2 protein-coding genes are annotated in these 24,745 nt (G+C 65.3%); both read right to left on the reverse strand.

The genetic code is table 11. The features are described from left to right. Positions 1 to 11,328 carry a non-ribosomal peptide synthetase gene (locus tag FRT59_RS06380; RefSeq protein ID WP_198809815.1) on the reverse strand — a complete coding sequence of 3,776 codons (11,328 nt, stop codon included), beginning with the start codon at positions 11,326 to 11,328 and terminating at the stop codon, positions 1 to 3. Continuing rightward, the gene (locus FRT59_RS06385) at positions 11,325 to 24,248 is read right to left on the reverse strand and encodes a non-ribosomal peptide synthetase (RefSeq protein ID WP_153870719.1); all 12,924 of its coding nucleotides are present in this window, start codon (positions 24,246 to 24,248) and stop codon (positions 11,325 to 11,327) included. Before FRT59_RS06385 ends, FRT59_RS06380 begins: the two co-directional genes overlap by 4 nt. Positions 24,249 to 24,745: the final 497 nt, after the last annotated feature.

Consider the following 24,745-nt stretch of genomic DNA (forward strand, 5'->3'; position numbering starts at 1 on the left):
TCACGAAACCACCTCCCGAACCCCAACACCTTCAACCCACCACTTAGCCAACCCCAACACATTCGGCTCCTTGAGCAAGGTGAAATGGTTCCCCCCGCCATACCAAACCTCCAACCCACTCCCCTGCCGCCGCCACCCCTCGATCATCAACCCCTGCTCACGCTGGTTCCCCGCCGCATCCAGTGCCGGATCCTGCGCCAACACCAGCCGCACCACCCCGCTGTACCGCGCCTGCGGCCGATAAACCGTACGCAACGCCGCCGCATACGTGCGCGCCGGCCCGTCCATCGCGTCCACGGCAGACCGTGCCGGCAACAACCCGACGCCGACCATCCCCGCATGCAACCACTGCCGCTGCGCCACTTCATCGCGTCCGGCGAAATCAAGCGGATCAATCCCCAGCGACTTCCCGGCCGCCAACTGCATCGCCTCGATCAACCGCAACAACGCCGCCGTCGACGTATACGGCTTGCCGTCACGCCCCGGCGCCTCACTGTCGATCACCGTCAACGACCCCACCTCACGCCCCATCGCCTGCAAGCGCAGCGCCATCTCCAGCGCGATCCAGCCCCCAAACGAATGCCCGACCAAGTGCACCGGCCCGTGGGGGCATTCCTGCTCCAACGCCGCCAGATAACACTTCGCCGCCGCCTCAACCTGGCTATGAGGCACCGCCTCGCCATCCAGGCCGCGTGGCTGCAAGCCAAACAGCGGCCAGTCACGCCCCAGCGCTTCGCTCAAGCCCACAAACCCGGTCACGCTGTCCCCGGCCCCCGGTATGCAGAACACCGGTGCATACCCCACGCGACCTCTCTGGATACGCAACAACGGTTGATGCACCGCGCAACTGACCGGCGTACTCGCCGCCAGCGCCACCGTCATCGCCCGGCCCAGCCCCTGGATATGCGGCGCCTGCATCATGCTCTGGTGATCCCCCGGCACTTGCACCTGGCGCAGTTGCCCAGGCGCCAAGGCAGCGTCCCACCCCAGTGCCACACTGCGCCGCGACAGCTCGGTAGGACGTTGTTCGGCGCTGAACAGGTGCACCGGAATCGGCAGCGGGAACAGGCTGTAGTGGGCCAACGCATGCCCATGCCCGACTTCCCGCTGGATGAAGCTCAACAGGTCCGCGTCCGTCGCCGCCGCCATTTGCGCGTATAGCAAACCTTCATCGCGACAGCGTTGCAGCAGAGCCGCAAAGTCCAGCTGTCCAATCTTTGCCTCCAGCTGTTCAAGGCTTGCCAGCTCATCCACACCTCCCTGTGAATTCCAATACGCCGTGCACTGCAACAGTAGATGCCGCTTGAGCGCATCCGGCCCGCTCCAGCGCGCCTTGCCCTGATCGGTCATGCGCGGCACGTAGCTGTCGATCAAGCCGAGGAATGCCACGGCCTCGTCCAGCCCCAGCAGTTGCATGGCGATTTCATAGGCCAGCACGCCACCAAAGGACCAGCCCGCTACCCGGTACGGGCCGTGAGGCTGTCTCTCGCGGATCAACCCGACCATGCGCGCCGCCAGGCCCTCCATGCTGTCCAGGTGCGCCTCGCCAAGCGCCAGGCCTGGCAGGCCATAGATCGGATAATCGCCGGGCAGGTGCTGGCCCAGCGCCGGGAAGTACACGTCCAGGCCGCTGAACTCATGCACCAGGAATAACGGCGCCTGGGAGCCGCTACTGCGCACGGTGATCACCGTTGTGTCAGGCAGCGCTGCATCGCCGCGCTGACGCAGCAGCGCCGCGACCGAGGCCACGCTGGCGTGCTGGAACAACTCGGCCAGCGCCACCGGCAACCCGGCCTCGTCGAGCAGATTGACCAGGCGAATCGCCAACAGCGAATGCCCGCCCAGTTCGAAGAAACTGTCATGCCGCCCCACTTGATCGAGCTTCAACACCTCGCCCCAGAGCTGGGCCAGGGTCTGCTCCAGGGCATCGGCCGGCGCTTCGAACGTACCGCTGGCCGAGGCTTCCCAGGCAGGCACCGGCAAGGCTTTACGGTCGACCTTGCCATTGGCCGTCAATGGCAGTTGCTCAAGCGCCACATAAGCGGACGGCACCATGTAGTCCGGCAATTGCGCGTGCAGGTAAGCACGCACCTGCTCGATGCCGACGGGTTCGCCTGCCCAGGTGAAATACGCCACCAGGCGCTTGTCCCCCGGCACGTCTTCACGGGCCAGCACCACGGCTTCCCGGATGGGGCCGAACGTCGCCAGCCGGGCTTCGATCTCACCCAGCTCAATGCGAAAACCACGGATCTTCACTTGGTCGTCATTGCGCCCGATGCACTCCAGCAATCCGTCGGCCGTCCAGCGCCCGAGGTCGCCGGTGCGGTACATCAACGCGCCGGGGTTGAACGGGTCTTGCACGAACTTTTCGGCGGTCAGCTCAGGGCGATTCAAATAGCCGATGGCGACGCCCTCGCCACCGATGCAGATTTCACCGGTGATGCCCAGCGGTACCGGTTGCAACTGCGCATCGAGCACATAGATCTGCGTGTTGGAGATGGGTCGCCCCACCGGCACGCTGCCCGTATCCGTGCCGACCTCGCGCACTTCATAGGTGGTGGCATAGGTGGTGGTTTCGGTCGGCCCGTAGCAATGCACCAGGCGCAACGCCGGTGCCTGCGCCAAGAGGTTGCGGAACGCTGCCGGGTCGGCACGCTCGCCGCCGCACAGCAGAATGCGCAAGCCGGCCAGTGCTTCGGGGATCAGTTGCACATACTGGTTGAACAGCGCAGTGGTGACGAACAGCACCGTGGCGCCTTGCAAGGCCACGCCGAAGGCCGCCGGGTCGAGCAAGGTTGCATGGTCGATCACCTGCACCTGGCCGCCGTTGAGCAACGGCCCCCAGACGTCCATGGTGCTGGCGTCGAACGCCGGGTTGGAAGCGAAGGCCACGCGGTCGCTGGCATTGAAATCGGCATAGCCGTTGTTGAGCACCAGGCGCGTGATGCCGCGATGGGGCACGAGTACCCCCTTGGGCGTGCCGGTGGAGCCGGAGGTGTACATGATGTACGCCACGCTGTCCGAGGGCTGCGACAAGTCCGGGTTGTGGCTCGGTTGCGGGTCGAGGACCAGGGTGTCCAGGTCCAGGCGGCGTGCCCCACCTTCAAAGGCGGCATCGCTGCGGGTCAACAGCCAGGCCGCACCACTGTCTTGCAACATGAAGCCCTGACGTTCGGGCGGTGCGTGAATGTCCAGCGGCACATAGGCGGCGGCGCATTTGAGGATAGCCAGTTGGCCGACCAGCAACTCCAGCGAACGCGGCAGCAGGATCGCCAGGTTATCGCCCGGGCGCACCCCCAGGTCGAGCAGATGATGGGCCAGGCGGTTGGCGCGGCTATTGAGTTCGCCGTAGCTCAGCCGTTGCTCGCCGTGCACCACCGCCACGGCGTCTGGGCGTGCATGGGCCTGGGCTTCGAACAAACGCTGCACGGTATGTTCATGTGGGAACCTGCGGGCGGTGGCGTTGAAGCCCTCAAGCAGTTGCTGGCGTTCAGCCTCAGGCAGGATCGGCAAACGGCTGATGGCGATGTCGCGGTTGCCTTCCAGCGCCTGCACCAGTTGCGTCAGCGCGATCTCCAGGTAGCCGCACAAACGCCGGGCGCCCTGCCCCATGGCCGTCAGGCTGAAGCCTTCACCGAGGTCATCCACGCTTACCGCCACGCCGTAATGGGTGTGTTCCTCGGCCTTGAGCAACTCGATACCCTGCCACGCCGCCGCCACGCCACCGGCCTGGGCTGCGCTGTGGCGATAGTTGAACAACACGCTGAACAACGGCGTCGCCACTGGCACGCCGCTGCAACGCTGGGCCAACGCCAGGGGCGCATGTTCATGGCTGAGCAGTTGGGTCAGGCGCCCATGGGTGGCGCGCAGTGCCGTCAACACCGAGCGTTCACCCAGGTCGACGCGCAGCGGCAAGGTATTGATAAACACGCCCATGGCGTGCACGGCGCCTTCGCCGCCTTGCAGGCGACCCAGCATCACCGTGCCGAATACCACCTGTTGGCGGCCGCAGACCTTGCCCAGCACATGGGCCCAGGCCAAGTGCATCAGGCTGGCGGCGCTGACGCCCGCTTGGCGAGCCTGGCTGCGCAGGCGCTGGCTCAACGTCAGGTCAAGGCTCAGTTGCGCATGGTCATCGGCGCCGAGACGGGGAACCTCGGTCGGTGCGTCGATATCAGCGAGCATCTCGCGGAAAAACGCCGCGTGATCATCCGCGCCCAAACGGGTCTGGGCCACGTAGTTGCGATAGGGCACGGGCGCAGCCAACGTGCCCTCGGCGCCCAACAGGAACGCCTGCATTTCATGCTGCAGAATCTCCAGGGCGATGTGGTCCATCACCAGATGGTGGAACAGCAACGTCGCCACCACCCGCTGCGGTTCCTCGGCGTACACCAGTCGCATCAACGGTGCCTGGCCGAGGTCCAGGCGTGACGGCAGCGGTCCGTTTTCAACGCTTAACGAGGCGTGCCGCCACACTACCTGCACCGGTTCTTCCAGCCCGTCCCAGTGGAAGGATGAGCGCAGGATGTCGTGGCGCTGGATCACCGCCTGCAATGCACGGGCGAAAGCGTCCAGGCGCATGCGGCTGTCAAAGGCAAACTGCGCCTGCAATACATAGGCGTCGCCGCCCTGTACGGCGCGATGCTGATACAGCATGCCGGCCTGCAACGGCGCCAGCGGGTAGATGTCCTGCACATTCGCAGCGCCCCCGGGGATGTTGGCAACGATGCGCTCGATAGCGGCTTGGTCCAGGTCGATCAGCACCAGCATGTCCGGGGTAATCTGCACGCAGTCGGCAGCAATGCCATTGGCCGGCACCGCCACTTCACGCCCGCCACCCAAGGCCGCTGCCAGCGCAGCCAAGGTCGGTTGACCAAACAGCACCTTCACATCCGCCGACAAGCCCAGGCGGCGCAGGCGCCCCATCAGGCTGACCGCCAACAATGAGTGGCCGCCCAGCTCGAAGAAGTTATCGTGGCGACCCACGCGCTCCACGTTGAGCAACTCGGCCCACAACGCGGCCAGGGTGATTTCCGTATCGCCCTGGGGCGCCTCGTACTCGCGCACCCCCAGGGCATCCAGGCCCGGCGCTGGCAACGCCTTGCGGTCGAGCTTGCCGTTGGGGCTCAGGGGTAAAGCGTGCAGATGCACGAAGCTGGCCGGCACCATGAATTCCGGCAGGTGCAGTAGCAGATGGGCGCGCAGATGTTCAATTTCGGTCGATGTGCCGGTGTAGTAAGCGATCAGGCGCTGCTCGCGGGCAATCACCGCGGCCTCCTGGACGGCTGGGTGCTCGCTCAGGCGCGCCTGGATTTCTCCCAATTCGATGCGCAGGCCACGGATCTTGACCTGATCATCATTGCGTCCCAGGTATTCGATAGTACCGTCCGGCAAATAGCGGCCCAGGTCACCGGTGCGGTACATGCGCCCCGGCATGAACGGGTCATCGAGGAAACGCTCGGCGGTGAGATCGGCACGGTTCAGGTAACCCCGCGCCACCTGCACACCGGCGATAAACAATTCACCCACTACCCCCAACGGCACTGGCTGCAACTGCCCGTCCAGTACGTACAGGCGGGTGTTGGCAATCGGCTTGCCGATGGGCGTGTTGTCCGGCACGTCAGGGCCTGCGCAGGCCCACGCGGTCACGTCCACCGCTGCTTCAGTGGGACCATACAGGTTGTACAAGCCGATGCCCGGCAGTTGCTGCTTGAAGCGCCGCACCAGGCTGCCCGGCAGGGCTTCGCCGCTGCACATCACCCGCACCAGCCCGGCCGCCTGGCTGACATCGCCATGGGCAAGGAACACATCGAGCATCGACGGCACGAAATGCAAGGTGGTGACGTGCTCAGCCGCAATCACCTGGCACAGGTACTCAGGGTCTTTATGCCCGCCGGGGCGCGCCATGACCAGGCGTGCACCGGTGAACAATGGCCAGAAGAATTCCCACACCGATACGTCGAAGCTGAACGGGGTTTTCTGCAGCACCGTATCGCCGGCATCGAGCCCGTATTCGTCCTGCATCCACAGCAGGCGGTTGACCACCCCAGGGTGTTCGTTGATCACGCCCTTGGGCTGGCCGGTGGAACCGGAGGTGTAGATCACGTAGGCGGCCACGCTGGCCACATCGAGGTTGCCGGTGGGCTGGTGCTGCCAGGTGGGTTGATCCAGATCGATCACCGGCACTGCGCCCAGCAAACCCAGGGTGCTGCCTTGGGCCAGCACCACCGTCGGTGCGCTGTCTTGCAGCATGTAGGCGATACGCTCCAACGGGTACGCCGGGTCGACCGGCACATAGGCGGCGCCAGCCTTGAGAATGGCGTACAGGCCGATGACCATGTCCAGGCCACGCTCCACGCAAATCGCCACCCGCGCCTGCGGCTGCACACCGAGGGCTTGCAGGTGATGGGCCAGTTGGTTGGCGCGGGCGTTCAGTTCGGCATAGGTCAGTTGCTGTTCACCGGCCGTGAGGGCCGTCGCATCTGGCGTGCGCAGTACTTGGGCTTCAAACAGCCCGTGCAAGGTCTGGTCGAGGTTGTAAGCCACGGCGGTGTCGTTGAAATCGACCAGCAATTGCTGACGCTCGTGCTCATCCACCAGCGGCACATGCTCCAGCACCGCCTGGTCGTTAGCGACCATGGCCTGCAACACGCGGGTGAAGTAGCCGACGTAACGCTGCACGGTCGACTCATCGAACAGCGCCACGGCATATTCCAGCGCGCCGAGGATGCTGCCCTGCACTTCCCCCAGGTTCAACGACAGGTCGAACTTGGCGAAGTGGCTGTTCTCGACAATGCCTTCCAGGGCCAGGTCGCCCAGCGCCAGGGTCGGCGCGCTGCTGTCCTGCCAGCTCAGCAACGTCTGGAACAGCGGGCTATGCGCCAGGCTGCGCGGCGGGCGGGTGATTTCCACCACTTGCTCAAATGGCAGGTCCTGATGGGCCTGGGCCGCCAGGGTCAGCGCCTTGACCCGCGCCAACAACACCTCGGTGCTCAGCTCGCCGGAGGTGTCGATACGCAACGCCAGAGTGTTGACGAACAGGCCGATCAGCCCTTCCACCTCGGTACGCGTGCGGTTGGCCACCGGTGTGCCGATCACCACGTCCTGCTGGCCGGACAGGCGCGCGAGCAGCGAGGCCCAGGCACTCATCAACGTCATGTACAACGTGCTGCCATGGCGTTGGCTCAAGGCCTTGAGCCCGGCCGTGAGGCGTTCATCCAGGCGCACTTCGACGCTGCTGCCAGCGTAGTCCTGCTGCGCCGGGCGCGGGCGGTCGGTGGGCAAGGTCAGCAACGCCGGCGCACCGGCCAGGGCCTGCTGCCAATAGGTGCTTTGGCGGTGCAACACTTCGCCGCTCAACCACAGGCGTTGCCACACGGCAAAGTCGGCGTACTGGATCGGCAAGGGCGGCAGCGGGTCGGCGTGGCCGTGGCTGAAGGCTTGGTACAGCGCCATCAGCTCGCGGGTCAATACGCCCATGGACCAGCCATCGGAGACGATATGGTGCAGGGTCAGCAACAGCACATGGTGATCGTCGGCCATCACCACCAGGCGCCCGCGCAGTAACGGGCCACGCTCAAGGTCGAACGGCGCCGAGGCTTCGCCATGGACTAGGGCGTCCAGGGCCTGCTGGGGTTGCGGGTGGCGGCGCAGGTCCTGCACTTGCAGGGTCTGCAACGCCTCGGCCGGTACGATCAGCACCTGGGCCTGATCACCATTCTGGGCAAAGCGGCTGCGCAGGGTTTCATGCCGCGCGACGATGCGTGCCAAGGCCCGTTGCAGCGCCTGCACATGCAACTGCCCACGCAAACGCAGGCCGATGGGAATGTTGTAGGCGGTGTTGGCACCTTCCATCAACGCCAGGAACCACAGGCGTTGCTGGGCGAACGACAGCGGCACGTCGTCATCGCGATTGGCCGGCAGGATATCCGGCAAGGTGCTGCGCCCGGCCTGGGCCAGCAGCTCCGCGACCGCCGCCAGTTCGGCGTTGGCAAACAAGTCGCCCAGCGCCAGTTCGACCCCCAGCCGCTGGCGAACCTGGGAGACCATGCGCATCGCCAGCAGTGAGTGCCCGCCCAACTCAAAGAAATGGTCACGCCGCCCGACCCGTTCCACCTGCAACACATCAGCCCAGATCTGCGCCAGCACACCTTCGATCTCGCCCTGGGGCGCGGCGTATTCGCGGGTAAACACCGCCGCCATGTCCGGCGCCGGCAGGGCCTTGCGGTCGAGCTTGCCATTGGTGGTCAGCGGCAGCGCGTCGAGTTTCATGAAGGCGACGGGGACCATGGAGTCCGGCAAATGCGCCACCAGATGAGCGCGGATCTGCGCCACTGTCAGCGCATCGAGTTGCGGGTTTTCAGTGAAGTAGGCCACCAGCCGTTCTTCACGCACGAGCACCACTGCCTCCAGGATGCCCGGCAAGTGGTTGAGCCGGGTTTCGATCTCGCCCAGCTCGATACGCACGCCACGGATTTTCACTTGGTCGTCATTACGGCCCAGATAGTCGAGCGTGCCGTCCGGCAGCCAACGTACCAAGTCGCCGGTACGGTACATGCGCCCCGGGTTGAACGGGTCGCGCAGGAAGCGCTCGGCGGTCAGCTCCGGGCGGTTCAGGTAACCGCGCGCCACGCCCTTGCCGCCCACGTACAGCTCGCCGGCCACGCCCAGCGGCACCGGACGCTGCTGTTCATCGAGCACATACACCGTGGCATTGGCGATGGGCTTGCCGATATGCAACGGCTGGCCCGCCTCGACCTTGCCGGAGGTTGCCACCACCGTGGCTTCGGTGGGGCCATAGTTGTTGATCAGCTCAAAGCGCTGCGCCCGCCCGAACTGGCGCAAGCGATCGCCGCCGACCAGCAAGGTGCGCAAGGTCGGGTGCTCAATGTTCTGGCTGAACGCGTATTCGGCCACTGGCGTGGGCAGGAAGCTCACGTCCAATGGCTGCGCGCACCACCAGGCCAGTAATGCATCGATATCTTCAGCGCCGTCGTGGGCCGGCGGCAGGTGCAGGGTGGCACCCACACACAGCGCCGGCCACACTTCCCAGGCCATCGCATCAAAGCCGAAACCGGCGACGCTGGCGGTGTGCCGCCCGGCACGCAGATCGAAGGCGCTGCAATGCCAGTCCACCAGGTTGGCAACGGTGTGGTGCTCCACCATCACGCCTTTGGGCAAGCCGGTGGAGCCGGAGGTGTAGATCACATATGCCAGGTGCTTGGGGCCGACGGCGACCTTGGGGTTGCTCGCCGTATGGTGCTGCCAGGTGAAACGGTCGAGGTTGATCACCGGCACGTCAAGCTCGGGCAGGCGCCCCAGCAAGGCGTGTTGGGTGAGCACCGCCACTGGGGCGCTGTCGCTGAGCAAGTAGTGCAGGCGCTCGGCCGGGTGGGACGGGTCCACCGGCACATAACCGGCACCGGCCTTGAGGGTTGCCAGCAACCCGGCCAGGGTGTCGAGGCCGCGCCGCGCAACGATGGCCACGCGGTCATCGGGCTTGACCCCCAACGCCAGCAGGTGATGAGCGAGCAGGTTGGCTTGCTGGTTGAGTTCGGCGTAGGTCAGTTGCCGGCCCTGGTGCACGGCGGCAATGGCATCCGGCGTGAGTGCGGCCTGGGCTTCGATGCGGCCATGCAGCGTGGTGCCTTGGGGAAACAGCGCGTGAGTGGTGTTGAACTGCTCCAGCAACAGGCGCTGTTCGGCGACGGGCACCACCGAGAGCTGGTTAAGCGCGGTGTGGGGTGCTTGCTCCAGCGCGGTGACGAGGTTTTCCAGCGCGGTTTGCAGGTAGGCACACACGCGCTGAGGGTCGACCAGGGTGCTGGCCAGCAAGCTCAGGCCGAAGCCCTCGCCCAGGTCGTCCACGCTCAGGGTCAGCGGGTAGTTGGTGCGTTCCTCGGCGCGCAATGCGGCGATGCCCTGCCAGGCCGACACGGCCTCGGCACTGGCGGCGGGTGCGCTGTGGCGGTAGTTGAGCAGCGCGCTGAACAGCGGCGTCGGCGCGATCACGCCGCTGCAACGCTGGGCCAGGGCCAGGGCTGCATGCTCATGGCGCAGCAAGGTGGTCAGGCGTGCGTGGGTGGCCTTGACGCCGCTGCGCACGTCCTGGGCGTCCACATCCACGCGAAACGGCAAGGTGTTGATGAAGATGCCCAGGGCGCGGTCGGTGTCATGACTGCCCTGCATGCGCCCCATCAATACGGTGCCGAACACCACTTGGGCCTTGCCGGCCAACACGCCCAGCACCTGGGCCCAGCCCATATGGAACAGGCTGGCGGCGCTCACGCCGAGTTGGCGGGCCTGCACCCGCAAACGCCGTGCAAGCTGTGGCGCCAACGGCAGGCTGACTTCGGCGATCCCGCGGGCGTCGCCCTGCACATCCTGCAAACCGAACGGCAGGGTCGGCTCACTGATATCGCCGAGCATCTGGCGGAAAAACCCTTCATGCTCCTGCTCGCTGATGCCCAGCCGCGCCTGCGCCACATAGTTGCGAAACGGCACAGCCTGGCCCAGGGCGGCGCCCTGCCCCAACAGGCACGCCTGCATTTCATGGCACACCACTTCCAGGGCGCTGTGGTCCAAAGCCATGTGATGAAACAACAAGGTGGCGACGATGCGCTGGTTGGCCGGGTCTTCAGCACGCACCAGGCGCAGCAGCGGCGCCTGGGTCACGTCGAGGCGATAGTGGCGGGCATCAAACAGGTCATGCAGTTGCCCGGCGATATCGCCGTCGGCCGGGTCCAGCGTCAAGACTTGCACCGGCAGGCATGCCTGGCGCCACACCACTTGCGAGGGTTGTGCCAGGCCGTCCCAGACCACCCCGGTACGCAAAATGTCGTGACGGTCCATGACGCGTTGCAGGGCCTGGGCGAATGCCTCGAAACGTTCCAGGCAGTCGAAGGCGAACTGCGACTGCATCACGTAGGGGTCGCCTTGCTCGGCGCTGACATGGTGGAACAGGATGCCTTCCTGCAGCGGCGCCAGCGGGTAGATATCCTGGATATTCGCCACACCGCCCTGCACGGTGGCGACGATCCGTTCAATCTCGTCCTGGCTCAGGCTCGAGAGGGTCAACATCTCTGGGGTAATGCCTTCGGCCCCGGCCGGAATGCCATTGGCCGGCACCGCCACATCGCCAGCCTTGGTCGCCAAGTATTCACCGGCCTTGATCAACTCGATCAGCGCCGGTTTGTGTTCGCGCAAGGCAGCCAGTATCGCCGGGTCGCTCAGAGCTTGCTTGTTGCCGTTTACCGCCAACTGTTCGCCCTTGAGCGCCAGTTGCACGTCCTTGGTTTTCAGGGTTGCCAACAGCTCGAAGAGGCTCACAGGACGATCTCCATTCGTTCGGTCATTGCGGCATAGCCGGCCAGGGTCGGTTGTTCGAACAACGCCCGCACATCAGCTTCCATGCCTTCCTGGCGCAGGCGCCCGATCAAGCTCACGGCCAGCAGCGAGTGCCCGCCCAATTCAAAGAAATTGTCATGCCGGCCTACCCGCTCCACTTTGAGTAGCTCGGCCCAGAGCCGGGCCAGCAGAATCTCGGTATCACCTTCGGGCGCCTCGTACTCACGCACCCTCAGTGCGTCCATGCCCGGTGCGGGCAGGGCCTTGCGGTCGAGCTTGCCGTTGGGGCTCAGGGGCAATGCGTCCAGGTGCACGAACAGCGCTGGCACCATGAAGTCCGGCAGGTGTTGCAACAGCTGGGCGCGCAGGCTCTCGATGTCGGTCGGTACGCCGGTGTAGTAGGCGACCAGCCGTTCTTCGCGAGCCACTACCACCGCGTCCTTGACTGCCGGATGCTCGACCAGCCGCGCCTGGATTTCCCCCAGTTCGATGCGCAGGCCTCGGATCTTGACCTGATCATCGTTGCGTCCCAGATACTCGATAGTGCCGTCGGGCAAATAGCGGCCCACGTCACCGGTGCGGTACATGCGCCCTGGGCTGAAGGGGTCATCGAGGAAGCGTTCGGCCGTCAACTCAGGACGGTTCAGGTAACCCCGCGCCACTTGCACACCGCCGATAAACAACTCACCGACCACGCCCAGGGGCACCGGCTGCAACTGCCCATCCAGTACGTAGAGGCGCGTGTTGGCAATCGGCTTGCCGATGGGCGTGTTGTCCGGCACGTCCGGGCGTGCGCAGTTCCACGCGGTCACGTCCACCGCCGCTTCGGTGGGGCCATACAGGTTGTACAAACCAATGCCCGGCAGTTGCTGCTTGAAGCGGCGCACCAGGCTGCCCGGCAGGGCTTCACCGCTGCACATCACCCGAACAAGGCCGGCCGCCTGGCTGACTTCGCCGTGGGCGAGGAACACATCGAGCATCGACGGCACGAAGTGCAAGGTGGTGATCTGTTCTGCTTCGATCACTTCGCACAGGTACGCCGGCTCCTTGTGCCCACCCGGGCGCGCCATCACCAGGCGTGCGCCGGTGAACAGCGGCCAGAAGAACTCCCACACCGACACGTCGAAGCTGAACGGGGTTTTCTGCAACACCGCATCGTCGGCTTGGAGGCCATAGGCGTCCTGCATCCACAACAGGCGGTTGACCACCCCGGCATGTTCGTTGATCACGCCCTTGGGCTGGCCGGTGGAACCGGAGGTGTAGATCACGTAGGCCTGGTGCCGGGCGGTGAGGCCCGGCACGTGTGGGTTGGTGGCCGGCTGCTGGTACCAGGTGCTGTGGTCGAGATCGATCAGCGCCACGTCACCCAACAAGGCACGGGTAGCGCCTTGGGCCAGCACCACCACCGGCGCGCTGTCTTGCAGCATGTAGGCGCGGCGCTCTTGCGGGTAGGCCGGGTCCAGCGGCACATAACCGCCGCCGGCCTTGAGGATGGCCAACAGGCCGATGACCATGTCCAGGCCGCGCTCCACGCAGATCCCCACCCGCGAGTCGGGCTGCACGCCCATCTCCCGCAGGTGATGGGCCAGGCGGTTGGCGCGCTCGTTGAGCTGCAGGTAGCTCAACGAGTGCTCGCCCGCCTTCACCGCCACGGCCTGTGGCGTGCGCAGTACCTGGGCTTCGAACAGGCTGTGCAGGGTCTGGTCGAGGTTGTAGTCCACGGCGGTGGCGTTGAACTCGACCAGCAGTTTATGGCGCTCCTCGGGGCCCATGACCGGCAAGCGATTCAACCCCTGGCTGGGTGCTTGCTCCAACGCTTCGACCAAACCGGACAACGCGGTCTGCATATACCCGCAGACCCGCTGCGCATCCACCTGGGCCAACGCGGTGATCGCGTAGCCGTCGCCCAGGTCGTCTACATTCAAGGTCAGCGGGTAGTTGGTGCGCCCGTCATTGACCAGGGTCTGCATGCCTTCCCACGCCAGATGCGCATCCGCCGAACGGGTGGCGGCGCCGCGATGGCGATAGTTGAGCATCGAGCTAAACAACGGCGCCGGTGCCGCCACGCCGCTGCAACGCTGGGCCAGGGCCAGGGAGGCGTGCTCATGGCCAAGCAACTCAGTAAGCCGCGCATGGGTGGCGCGCACGGCGGCGCGGGCGCCCCGGTCATCGATGTCCAGGCGCAATGGCAAGGTATTGATAAACACCCCCAGCGCCCGATCAGCGCCCTCGCCGCCTTGCATGCGGCCGACCAGCACGGTGCCGAATACCACCCGCTGGTGGCCCGAAGTGGCCGCCAGCACCTGCCCCCAGGCCAGGTGAAACAGGCTGGCGGTACTGACGCCCAACAGGCGCGCCTGGGCGCGCAGCCGACGGTTGAGGTCGCTGTCCAGGCGCAGGCTGTGTTCCTGGATATCGAACCCGTCGCCACGTACATCCTGCAAACCGAATGGCAGCGTAGGTTCATCGACATCAGCGAGCATGGCGCGGAAGAACGCTTCATGTTCCTGCTCACTGACGCCCAACCGCGCCTGGGCCACATAGTTGCGATACGGCATCGGCGCGGCGGTGGGCACGCCGTGGCCCAGCAGGTAGCCCTGCATCTCTCGCAGCACCACATCGAACGCGGTGTGGTCCAGGGCGATATGGTGGTAGAGCAACACCGCCACCACACGTTGGTTGGCCGGGTCCTGGGCGTACATCAGCCGGATCAGCGGCGCCTGGCTGACCGGCAGGCGATAGCGCCGCGCGTCAAACCGCTCATGCAGGCCGGCGAGTACGTCGCCTTGCAGATGCAGCTCCTGCACACTCAATGCAGCCTTGCGCCACACCACTTGCAGCGGTTGCGCCAGGCCTTCCCACACCACTGCGGTGCGCAGGATGTCATGGCGGTCGATCACCTGTTGCAGCGCCCGGACAACGGCTTGCAGGCGCTCCACACTGTCAAACGCCAGGTGCGATTGCAGCAGGTACGGGTCGCCCTGCTCGGCAGTGAGGTAGTGGTAGAAAATGCCTTCCTGCAGCGGCGCCAGCGGGTAGATATCCTGTACGTTGGCGGCGCCGCCGGGCACCTGGGCGACCGCTTGGTCGATGGTCGATTGATCCAGCGTGACCAGGGACAGCATGTCCGGGGTGATGCGTTGGCAGTCGGCACTGATGCGGTTGGCCGGCACCTGCACTTCGCGGCCACTGCCGACGGCGGCCGCCAGCGCGGCCAGGGTCGGCTGGCTGAACAATACGCGCACATCAGCGCTGAGGCCGGCCTGGCGCATGCGTTCGATCAGGCTGACGGCCAGCAATGAATGGCCGCCCAGCTCGAAGAAGTGGTCATGGCGGCCCACCTGCTGCACCTGCAATACCTCGGCCCAGATGCGCGCCAGGGCGGTTTCGACTTCGCCTTGCGGGGCTTGGTACTCGCGACTGAGCAAGGCGCACTGGTCGGGATCCAGCAGCGCCTTGCGGTCCAGCTTGCCGTTGGCGGTCAGGGGCAGCACGTCGAGTCGCATGTAGGCGACCGGCACCAGCGCATCGGGAAGCTGAGCGTGCAGTTGTGCACGCAACGCCTGGATATCCAGCGTTCGCTGCTCGGTGAACCAGGCCAGCAGGCGGCCTTCGCGCACCAGCACCACGGCTTGCTCGACGCCATCGAGTGCGGCGAGGCGGCTTTCGATTTCGCCCAGTTCCACGCGCACACCGCGCACTTTCACCTGGTCATCGTTGCGGCCCAGGTACTCGAGGTTGCCATCGGGCAACCAGCGCACCAGGTCGCCCGTGCGGTACATGCGTCCTTCGTTAAACGGGTCTTGCAGAAAGCGTTCGGCAGTCAGGTCCGGGCGATTCAAGTAACCTCGCGCCACGCCGCTGCCGCCCACATACAGTTCACCGGTCACGCCCACCGGCACCGGGCGCTGTTGTGCATCCAGTACGTAGCTGGTGGCATTGGCGATAGGCCGGCCGATATGCAACGCCTGCCAGGCGCGCACGCGACCGGAAGTGGCGACCACCGTGGCTTCGGTGGGGCCGTAGTTGTTGATCACCGCAAAGCGCCGCTCCTGGGTGAACTGACGCAGGCGGTCACCGCCAATCAGCAGGATGCGCAGGGTCGGGTGTTGCAACGGCTGGCTGAACGCGTATTCGGCCACTGGCGTGGGCAGGAAGCTCACATCCAGCGGCTGCGCCAGCCACCAGGCCAACAGTTCATCGAGGTTTTCATTGCCCACTTCGGCGGGCGGCAGATGCAGGGTCGCGCCGATGCACAAGGCCGGCCAGGTTTCCCAGGCCATCGCATCAAAACCAAAACCGGCGACGCTGCTGGTGTGGCTCACAGCATTCAGGCCAAAGGCTTCGCAATGCCAGTGAACGAGGTTTTCCACCGTGCGGTGTTCCACCATCACGCCCTTGGGCTGGCCGGTGGAGCCGGAGGTGTAGATCACGTAGGCCAGGTGCGCCGGGGTCAGCGTGGCTACCTGCGGATTGCTGACGGCGTGGTGCTGCCAACGGGGGTCATGCAAGTCGACCATCGCCACCGGCCCCAGCAGGTCACGGGTGCTGGTCTCGGCCAGTACCGCCACCGGGGCGCTGTCCTGCAGCAGGTAGGCGATACGCTCGGCGGGGTACGCCGGATCAATCGGCACATAGCCCGCGCCGGCCTTGAGAATGCCCAGCAACCCCACCAGCATCTGCGGCCCGCGACGGCAGCACAGCGCCACGCGGTCATCCGGCTGCACGCCGAGTTCGAGCAGGTGGTGGGCCAACTGGTTGGCACGTTGATTGAGTTGCTGATAGGTCAGTACATCGCTGCCTTGCTGTACGGCAATCGCGTGGGGTTGGCGCTCGGCCTGCACCTCAAACGCGCCGTGGACGGTCTGGCCAAGGGGGAAATCATGGGCCGTGGCGTTGAACTCGCGCAGCAGGGTTTCGCGCTCGGCGGTTGGCAGGATGGGCAGTTGGTTGAGGGCGTGGTGCGGGGCACTCTCCAAGGTCGCGACCAACTGTGCCACGGCGCTGTGCATGTAATCACACAGGCGCTGCGCACCGATCTGCGGCAGCGCCAGCACGCTCAGGCCGAAGCCTGCGCCCAGGTCATCCACACTCAGGGTCAGCGGGTAGTTGCTGCGTTCCTCACCACCGAGCAGTTGCACGCCTTCCCAGATGCCATGGCCGTCACGCGCCATTTCGCCGGGGTTGCTGTGGCGGTAATTGAGCAAGGCGCTGAACAATGGCGTGCTGGTCGGCACACCGCTGCAGCGCTGGGCCAGGGCCAACGAGGCATGTTCATGGCCGAGCAAGGCGCTCAAGCGTGCGTGGGTCGCCTTGACCGCCGCCGTGGCAGCGGCCGCCACATCGACCCGCAGCGGCAAGGTGTTGATGAACATCCCCAGCGCCCGGTCCGCGCCGTCGCCAGCTTGCATACGGCCCATCAATACCGTGCCGAACACCACGTCATCGCGGCCGGACACCAGCCCCAATACCTGGGCCCAGGCCAGGTGCATCAGGCTGGCGGCGCTGACACCCAGTTGTCGTGCCTGCTGGCGTACCCGCTGTGCCAGCTCGGTACCCAGTTGCAACCCGGCCTCTTCGATAGCGCGGCCATCACCCTGCACATCCTGCAGGCCGAACGGCAAGGTTGGCTCATCGACATCGGCCAGCATCTCGCGGAAGAATTGCTCATGCTCCGCCACACTCACGCCCAGTCGCGCCTGGGCCACGTAGTTGCGAAACGGCGCGGGCTCGGGCAACGCACTCGCCTGGTCGAGCATGCAGGCACGCATCTCCTGACCCACGACTTCCATGGCGGTGTGATCCAACGCCAGGTGGTGGAACAACAGGATCGCCGCGACTCGGTCAAGCGCCGGATCCCGGGCATAGACCATGCGCAGCAATGGCGCCTGGGTGATGTCCAGGCGGTAGTGCCGGGCATCGAAGCGTGCATGCAGTTGTTCGATGATGCCACCGTCGGCCGGGTCCAGATGCACCTCCTGCACGACCAGCCGGGCCTCGCGCCACACCACTTGTACCGGGCTGTCCAGCCCCTCCCAGACCACGCCTGTGCGCAAGATATCGTGACGCGCCACCACCTGTTGCAGCGCGCCCATGAACCCGTGCAAGCGTTCGAGGCTGTCAAATGCCATGCGCGATTGCAGCAGGTACGGGTCGCCCTGCTCGGCACTGATATGGTGGTAGAGAATGCCTTCCTGCAGCGGCGCCAGCGGGTAGATGTCCTGCACATTCGCCGCGCCGCCCGGCACGTTGGCAACGATACGCGCGATGGCATCCGGCGTGAGTTGCACCAGGCTCAGCATCGACGGCGTGATCTGTGTGCAACCTGCGGGGATGCCATTGGCGGGCACCACGATTTCTCTGCCGCTGCCAACGGCTGCCGCTAACGCCGCCAGGCTCGGCTGGCTGAACAACACCCGCACATCCGTACTCAGGCCCACTTGGCGCATGCGTTCGATCAGGCTCACCGCCAGCAACGAATGCCCGCCCAGTTCAAAGAAATGATCGTGACGCCCGACGCGTTCGAGCTTGAGCACGTCCTGCCAGATCTGCGCCAGCAGGGTTTCTACCTCGCCTTGGGGGGCTTCGTAGCCGCGAGTGAGCAAGGCCGCCTGGTCCGGTATCGGCAAGGCTTTGCGATCGAGCTTGCCGTTATTGGTCAAGGGCAGGCTTGCCAACGGCATATAGGCCGACGGCAGCATATAGTCCGGCAGTTGGCCTTGCAGGTAGGCGTGTACCTGGTCAATGCCCAGGTCGGCATCGACCCAGGTGAAATAGGCCACCAGGCGTTTGTCCCCCGGCACGTCTTCCCTGGCCAGCACGGCGACCTCTTGGATACCCGGGCAACTGGCCAGGCGCGACTCGATCTCACCCAGTTCGATGCGGAAGCCACGGATCTTCACTTGGTCGTCATTGCGTCCCAGGCATTCCAGCAGGCCGTCCACCGACCAACGTCCCAGGTCACCGGTGCGGTACATCAACGCCCCCGGCTGCTCGACAAAGGGGTTGCTGACGAACTTTTCAGCAGTCAACTCCGGGCGATTCAAATAGCCCTTGGCGACGCCATCGCCACCGATGCAGATTTCACCGGTGATGCCCAGCGGTACCGGTTGCAACTGCGCATCGAGTACATAGATCTGCGTGTTGGAGATGGGGCGCCCCACCGGCACGCTGTCCGTATCCGTGCCGACTTCGCGCACTTCATAGGTAGTCGCGTAGGTGGTGGTTTCGGTCGGCCCGTAGCAATGCACCAGGCGCAGCGCCGGTGCCCGCGCCAACAAGCTGCGGAACGCCGCCGGGTCGGCACGCTCACCGCCGCACAGCAGGATGCGTAGGCCGGCCAGGGCCGCGGGGATCAGTTGCACGTACTGGTTGAACAGCGCGGTGGTGACGAACAGCACCGTCGCGCCCTGGAGCTCGGCACCGAATGCCAACGGGTCGAGCAAGGTGGCATGGTCGATCACCTGCACTTGCCCGCCATTGAGCAGCGCGCCCCACACATCCATGGTGCTGGCGTCGAACGCCGGGTTGGAAGCAAAGGCCACACGGTCGCTGGCATTGAAATCGGCATAGCCGTTATTGATCACCAGGCGCGTGATACCGCGATGGGGCACCAACACACCCTTGGGCGTGCCGGTGGAACCAGATGTGTACATGATGTACGCCACGTCCTGCGCGGATTGGGTCAGCCCGGGGTTATCCGCCGGCAGATCCTCCAGGTCCAGCTCGGCCAGGTTTTCGAGCACTTGGCGGGCGCCGCTGTCCTGCACCATGAAGGTCCGGCGCTCGAGCGGCGCGTTGACGTCTAGCGGCACGTACACGGCCGCGCACTTGAGCACGGCTAATTGGCTGACGATCAGGTCGATGGAGCGCGGCAGCGCCAGGGCCACCGGTTCACCCGGCTGCACGCCACGGCTGATCAAGTGATGGGCCAGGCGATTGGCGCGGCGATTGAGGTCGCGGTAGCTCAGGCTCCGTTGGCCGTGCACCAGCGCTATCGCCTCAGGCCGAGCCAGTACCTGGGCTTCGAACAATTGGGCGACGGTGAGCTGCGACGGGTATTCACGGGCGCTGGCATTGAAGCCCTGCAGCAGTTGCCGGCGCTCGGCGGGCGGCACAATCGAGACCTTGTGCAACGCGGTGGTCGGCGCTTGTTGCAGCGCGCTCACCAAGTGGCGCAGCGCCGTAAGCATATAGTCGCCCACCCGTTGCACATCCAGCTCGGCGACGCCTTGTACGGTGAGGGTGAAGCCTGTGCCAAGGTCATCGACATTGAGCACCAGCGGGTAGTTGCTGCGCTCTTCGGAACTGAGGATCTGGATACCGGACGCGGCAAAGGGATTATCTCCCGGCGCTGCATCCGGCGCGCTGTGGCGGTAGTTGAGCAAGGTGCTGAACAACGGCAGCGAGCCCGGTACACCGCTGCACCGTTGGGCCAGGGACAGCGAGGCATGCTCGTGACCGAGCAGTTGCGCCAGGCGTGCATGGCTGGCGCGCACACCGGCTTGTACGCCGACGGCCCCCAGGCTGACCCGCAGCGGCAAGGTATTGATGAACATCCCCAGCGCACGGTCGGCGCCCTCGCCGCCCTGCATGCGCCCCAGCAGCACGGTGCCGAACACTACCTCCTGCTGGCCGGATACCTGGCCCAGCACCTGCGCCCAGGCCAAGTGCACCAGGCTCGCGGTGCTCACGCCCAGTTGCCGCGCCTGTTCACGCAGGCCCAGGCTGAGGGCCGGTTCCAGCGGCAAGCGGGCTTCGTGAATGCCGCTGCCGTCGCCATTCACGTCCTGCAAGCCGAAAGCCAGCGTCGGCTCGTCGATATCACCGAGCATCTCGCTGAAGAAGGCTTCGTGCTGCGCCTGGCTGAGCCCCAGGCGCGCCTGGGCCACGTAGCTGCGGTACTGCACCGCGTCGGGCAGTTGCGCACGGTTGCCGCTCAGGCTGGCGCTCATTTCTTCGACCAGCACTTGCAGCGCCGTATGGTCGAGCAGGATGTGGTGCAGCAGCAGGATGCCGACGAAGCCGCCCGCCTCTTCGGCATAGGCCAGGCGCATCAGCGAGGCACGGGACAGGTCCAGGCGATAGTGGCGTGGGTCGAAGCGCTGTTGCAGGTGCGCCAGGGCATCGGTGCCCTGACTGTCCATGCGTTCCACGGCCAGCGGCGCCTGGCGCAACACCACTTGCACCGGTTCCTCCAGGCCCTCCCAGAGGATAGCGGTGCGCAGGATATCGTTGCGCTCGATCACGCTGTGCAACGCCTGGATAAAACCATCCACGGCGCCTTGGTCGTTGAAACGCAACTGCACCTGCAACACGTAGGGGTCGCCGTCGGTGGTTGCCAGGTGATGGTAGAGAATGCCGGCCTGCAACGGGGCAAGGCCGTAGATGTCCTGCACGTTGGCCACGCCACCGGGCACGGACTGGATGATGTGATCAATGGCGGCCTGGTCCAGTTCAACCAGCGGCAGCATGCCCGGCGTGATCTGCTCAGTGTGTTCTTCAATCAGATTGGCCGGAACCTGCACCTCGCGCTGCCCGCCCACCGCCGCCGCGAGGGCCGCCAACGTGGGTTGGCCGAACAATACGCGCACGTCGGCGCTGAGCTCGACCTGGCGCATGCGCTCGATCAGCTTGACCGCCAGCAGTGAATGCCCGCCCAGCTCGAAGAAGTTATCGTCACGGCCCACCTGTTCGAGCTTGAGCAGCTCCTGCCAGATCGTGGCGATGGCGTTTTCTACCGCGCCCTGGGGCGGCGCATAACCGCGCCGGGCCAAGGCGTCGGCATCCGGGGCGGGCAAGGCCTTGCGGTCGAGCTTGCCGTTGGTGGTCAGCGGCAGCTTATCCAGGCGCACGAAGGCGCTGGGCACCATGTGCTCGGCAAGGCTCAGCAGCAGGTGGTCGCGCAAGGCGGCGACGCTGGGCTCACCCTCGGTGATCACGTAGGCCACCAGGCGCTTGTCACCCGGCTCATCTTCACGGGCAATCACCACCGCATCGTGCACGCCGCTGGCGCTGGCCAGGTGTGCTTGGATTTCACCCAGCTCGATCCGGAAACCGCGGATCTTGACCTGGTCATCGTTACGCCCCAGGTACTCGACGCTGCCATCGGCCAACAGGCGCCCGAGGTCGCCGGTCTTGTACATGCGCAGGCCGGTGGCCGGGTCAGCGAGGAAGCGTTCGGCGTTGAGTGCCTCGCGGTTCAGGTAACCGCGCGCCACCCCGGCGCCGCCCACGTACAACTCGCCGACCACACCCAGCGGCAGGGGCTCGCGCTGTTCATCCAATACGTAGAGCTGCAAGTCGGGAATGCGCACGCCAATCGGGCTGACCCCGACCAATTGGGCATCCGCCGCCTGTAGCGCACGATAGGTCACATGCACGGTGGTTTCGGTGATGCCGTACATGTTCACCAGCTGCGTACCGGCGTTCACCGCCCGCGCGTACCACGGCTTGAGCATGCCCGGTTCGAGGGCTTCACCGCCGAAAATCACCTGGCGCAGCGAGTGCGACTGAGCGCTGTGGCCCTGGGCGGCGATCAATTGACGGAACGCGCTCGGCGTCTGGTTGAGAATGCTCACCTCGGCGTCGCAAAGCAGCGCGTAGCACTCATCCGGCGAGCGGCTGACCAGTTGCGGCACGATCAGCAACTGGCCGCCGTGCATCAGCGCGCCCCAGATTTCCCACACAGAAAAATCGAAGGCGAAGGAATGGAACAGCGCCCACACATCATGCTGGTTGAACCCGAACCACTGCCGGGTGGCGCTGAACAGGCGCGCCACCTGACGGTGTTCGATCATTACGCCCTTGGGTTGGCCGGTGGAGCCGGAGGTATAGATCACATAGGCAAGGTTGGCCGGGCTCAGGTGCAAGCGTGGGTTGAGGATGGACGCCTGGCCGAGGTTGTCCAGGTCTACCTGCGCCAGCTCACCGACCAGATGCCGGGTGTTGGCCTGCACCAGCACGGCCACGGGCTGGCTGTCGGCCAGGGTGTAGGCAATGCGTTCCTGCGGGTAAGCCGGATCAATCGGCACGTAGCCGGCGCCAGCCTTGAGAATGCCGAGCAGGCCGATGATCATCTGCGGGCCACGCTCCACGCAGATCGCCACGCGACTGTCCGGCGCCACGCCCTGGACCAACAGCGCATGGGCGACCTGGTTGGCGCGTTCGTTGAGTTGGCGGTACGTGAGGCGTTGCTGCTCAAAGCGCACCGCAACGGCTTCGGGCTGGGCGGCGGCGTGGGTTTCGACTTGCTGGTGGATCAGCGCGGTGTCGGCGTAGTGCGTGGCGCAGTAGTTCAGGGTGTGCAGCAGGGTGTGGCGTTCAGCCTCCGGCAGGATGTTAAGGCCGCGCAGCGGCATATCCGGTCGCTGCTCAAGGGCGTCGGCCAGGCTTTCCAGGGCCGTATGCAGGTAGCCGGCGACCCGTTGCGCGTCGATGGACGCATCGACCATCACCGTCAGGGCAAAGTCTTCCCCCAGGTCATCGACGTTGACCGTCAGCGGGTAATTGGTGCGCTCCTCGGCGCCCAGCACCTGGATGCCTTCGGCGACCTCGATCACCGCCGCCATGTCGGTGGCGGCACTGTGGCGATAGTTGAGCATCGCGCTGAACAGCGGCGTGGGGGCCGCCACGCCACTGCAACGCTGGGCGAGCGCCAGGGAGGCATGCTCGTGATCGAGCAAACGGGTGAGGCGTTCGTGGGTGACCTTGACGGCGGCGCGCACGCCTTGCCCGCCAACATCCACCCGCAGCGGCAACGTGTTGATGAACATGCCCAAGGCCCGTTCACCGCCCTCGCCTGCGCCCATGCGGCCGAGCATCACGGTGCCGAACACCACCGTCTCACGACCGGAGACCACGCCCAACACCCGCGCCAAGGCGAGGTGCATCAGGCTTGCCACGCTCACTCCCAGCGGCCGCGCCAAGCTGCGCAGGCGGCGACTGAGGCTGTTGTCGACGGGAATGCGCGCTTCGTCGATGCCCTGGCCGTCGCCCTGCACATCCTGCAGGCCGAAGGGTAAGGTCGGTTCATCGACATCCGCGAGCATGTCGCGGAAGAACGCCTCATGGGCCTGCTCGCTGACCCCATGGCGCACCTGGGCGATGTAGCTGCGAAACGCCACCGGCGCAGCGGCCTGGGCTTGCTCACCGGCCAGGTAGCACTGGATTTCATGGCGCACCAGGTCCAGGGCGGTGTGATCGAGGATGGTGTGGTGGAACAGCAGCATCGCCACCACGCGCTGGTTGGCCGGGTCGTCTGCGAACACCAAACGCAGCAGCGGTGCCTGGCCCAGGTCCATGCGGTAGGTGCGGGCGTCATAGCGGGCGAGTAACTGGGCGAGTCGGTCGCCGCTGTCGAAGCGGGCTTCTTCGCAGGCCAATCGGGCCTTGCGCCACACCACTTGCAGGGGTTCGTCGAGCCGTTCCCACACCATGGAAGTGCGCAGGATATCGTGGCGGTCTATCACCCATTGCAGCGCCTGGGCGAAAGCGTCGAGGCGTGAACGGCTGTCGAACACGAACTGTGCGTGCAGCACGTAGGGGTCGCCCTGCGCCGCCGAAAGGTGGTGGTAGAGCATGCCTTCCTGGAGCGGCGCCAGGGGATAGATGTCCTGCACATTCGCCGCGCCACCGGGGATCGCCGCGACAATACGGTCGATGGCTGGCTGGTCGAGGTTGACCAGCGGCAACATGTCCGGGGTGATGCGATAGGCCGGGCTCAGCCAGTCACCGCCATGCTCGGCGACCAGCTGCAGCAGCCTGGGTTTGTGCGCGATCAACTGGTCCCAGAGCGTGTCATCCAAGGCTTCGTCATCGCCGAGGATGATCAGGTCGCCTTCTTCAGTTTGCAGACGGATCGCGTGAGTGGAGATCGCTGCCAGTAAGTCGCTGAACTGCATGGGGTAACCTGCCTGATATATCACGGTTGAAGAGAATGTCCGTATTCAGTTGCCGCTTGGATCGGCAGTGCTGGGCGCCCAGGAAAAAATAGCGGGCGCAGCCGGGGGCCAGGAGGGGCTTCCGGCAGGCTTGGAAAATTAAGGGATTTGCGGGGTGGGGGGTGACATGGGAACCGGGGACAAGTATCGGGCGGGAGGGTTCCCGTTTTTACTCGCTGGCTTTCAACTTATCTGAGTTTTACCAGTACCGCGGCGATGACCGCCCATGTCACACCTGTGAGAGGGGCTTGCTCCCGATGGCGGTGGGTCAGTCAATTAATCTATATCTGACCCACCGCTATCGGGAGCAAGCCCCCTCCCACATTAGATAGGCATCGATTCTGCCCAACGGGTGATTGCTCACGGCCCCGACCTGGCTGACAGGGCCTCAAGTAACCTTAAGCTCAGATCGAAAGAGTATTTATCGAATGGTTTTCAGAACCTTATGCTTCGGGCCA

It is taken from the genome of Pseudomonas haemolytica, assembly GCF_009659625.1.
Taxonomy (GTDB): domain Bacteria; phylum Pseudomonadota; class Gammaproteobacteria; order Pseudomonadales; family Pseudomonadaceae; genus Aquipseudomonas; species Aquipseudomonas haemolytica.

What these genes read in the sequence shown, in the direction of transcription:
- FRT59_RS06385 (WP_153870719.1), bottom strand. Translation starts at nt 24,248, where the DNA reads ATGCAGTTCAGCGACTTACTGGCAGCGATCTCCACTCACGCGATCCGT.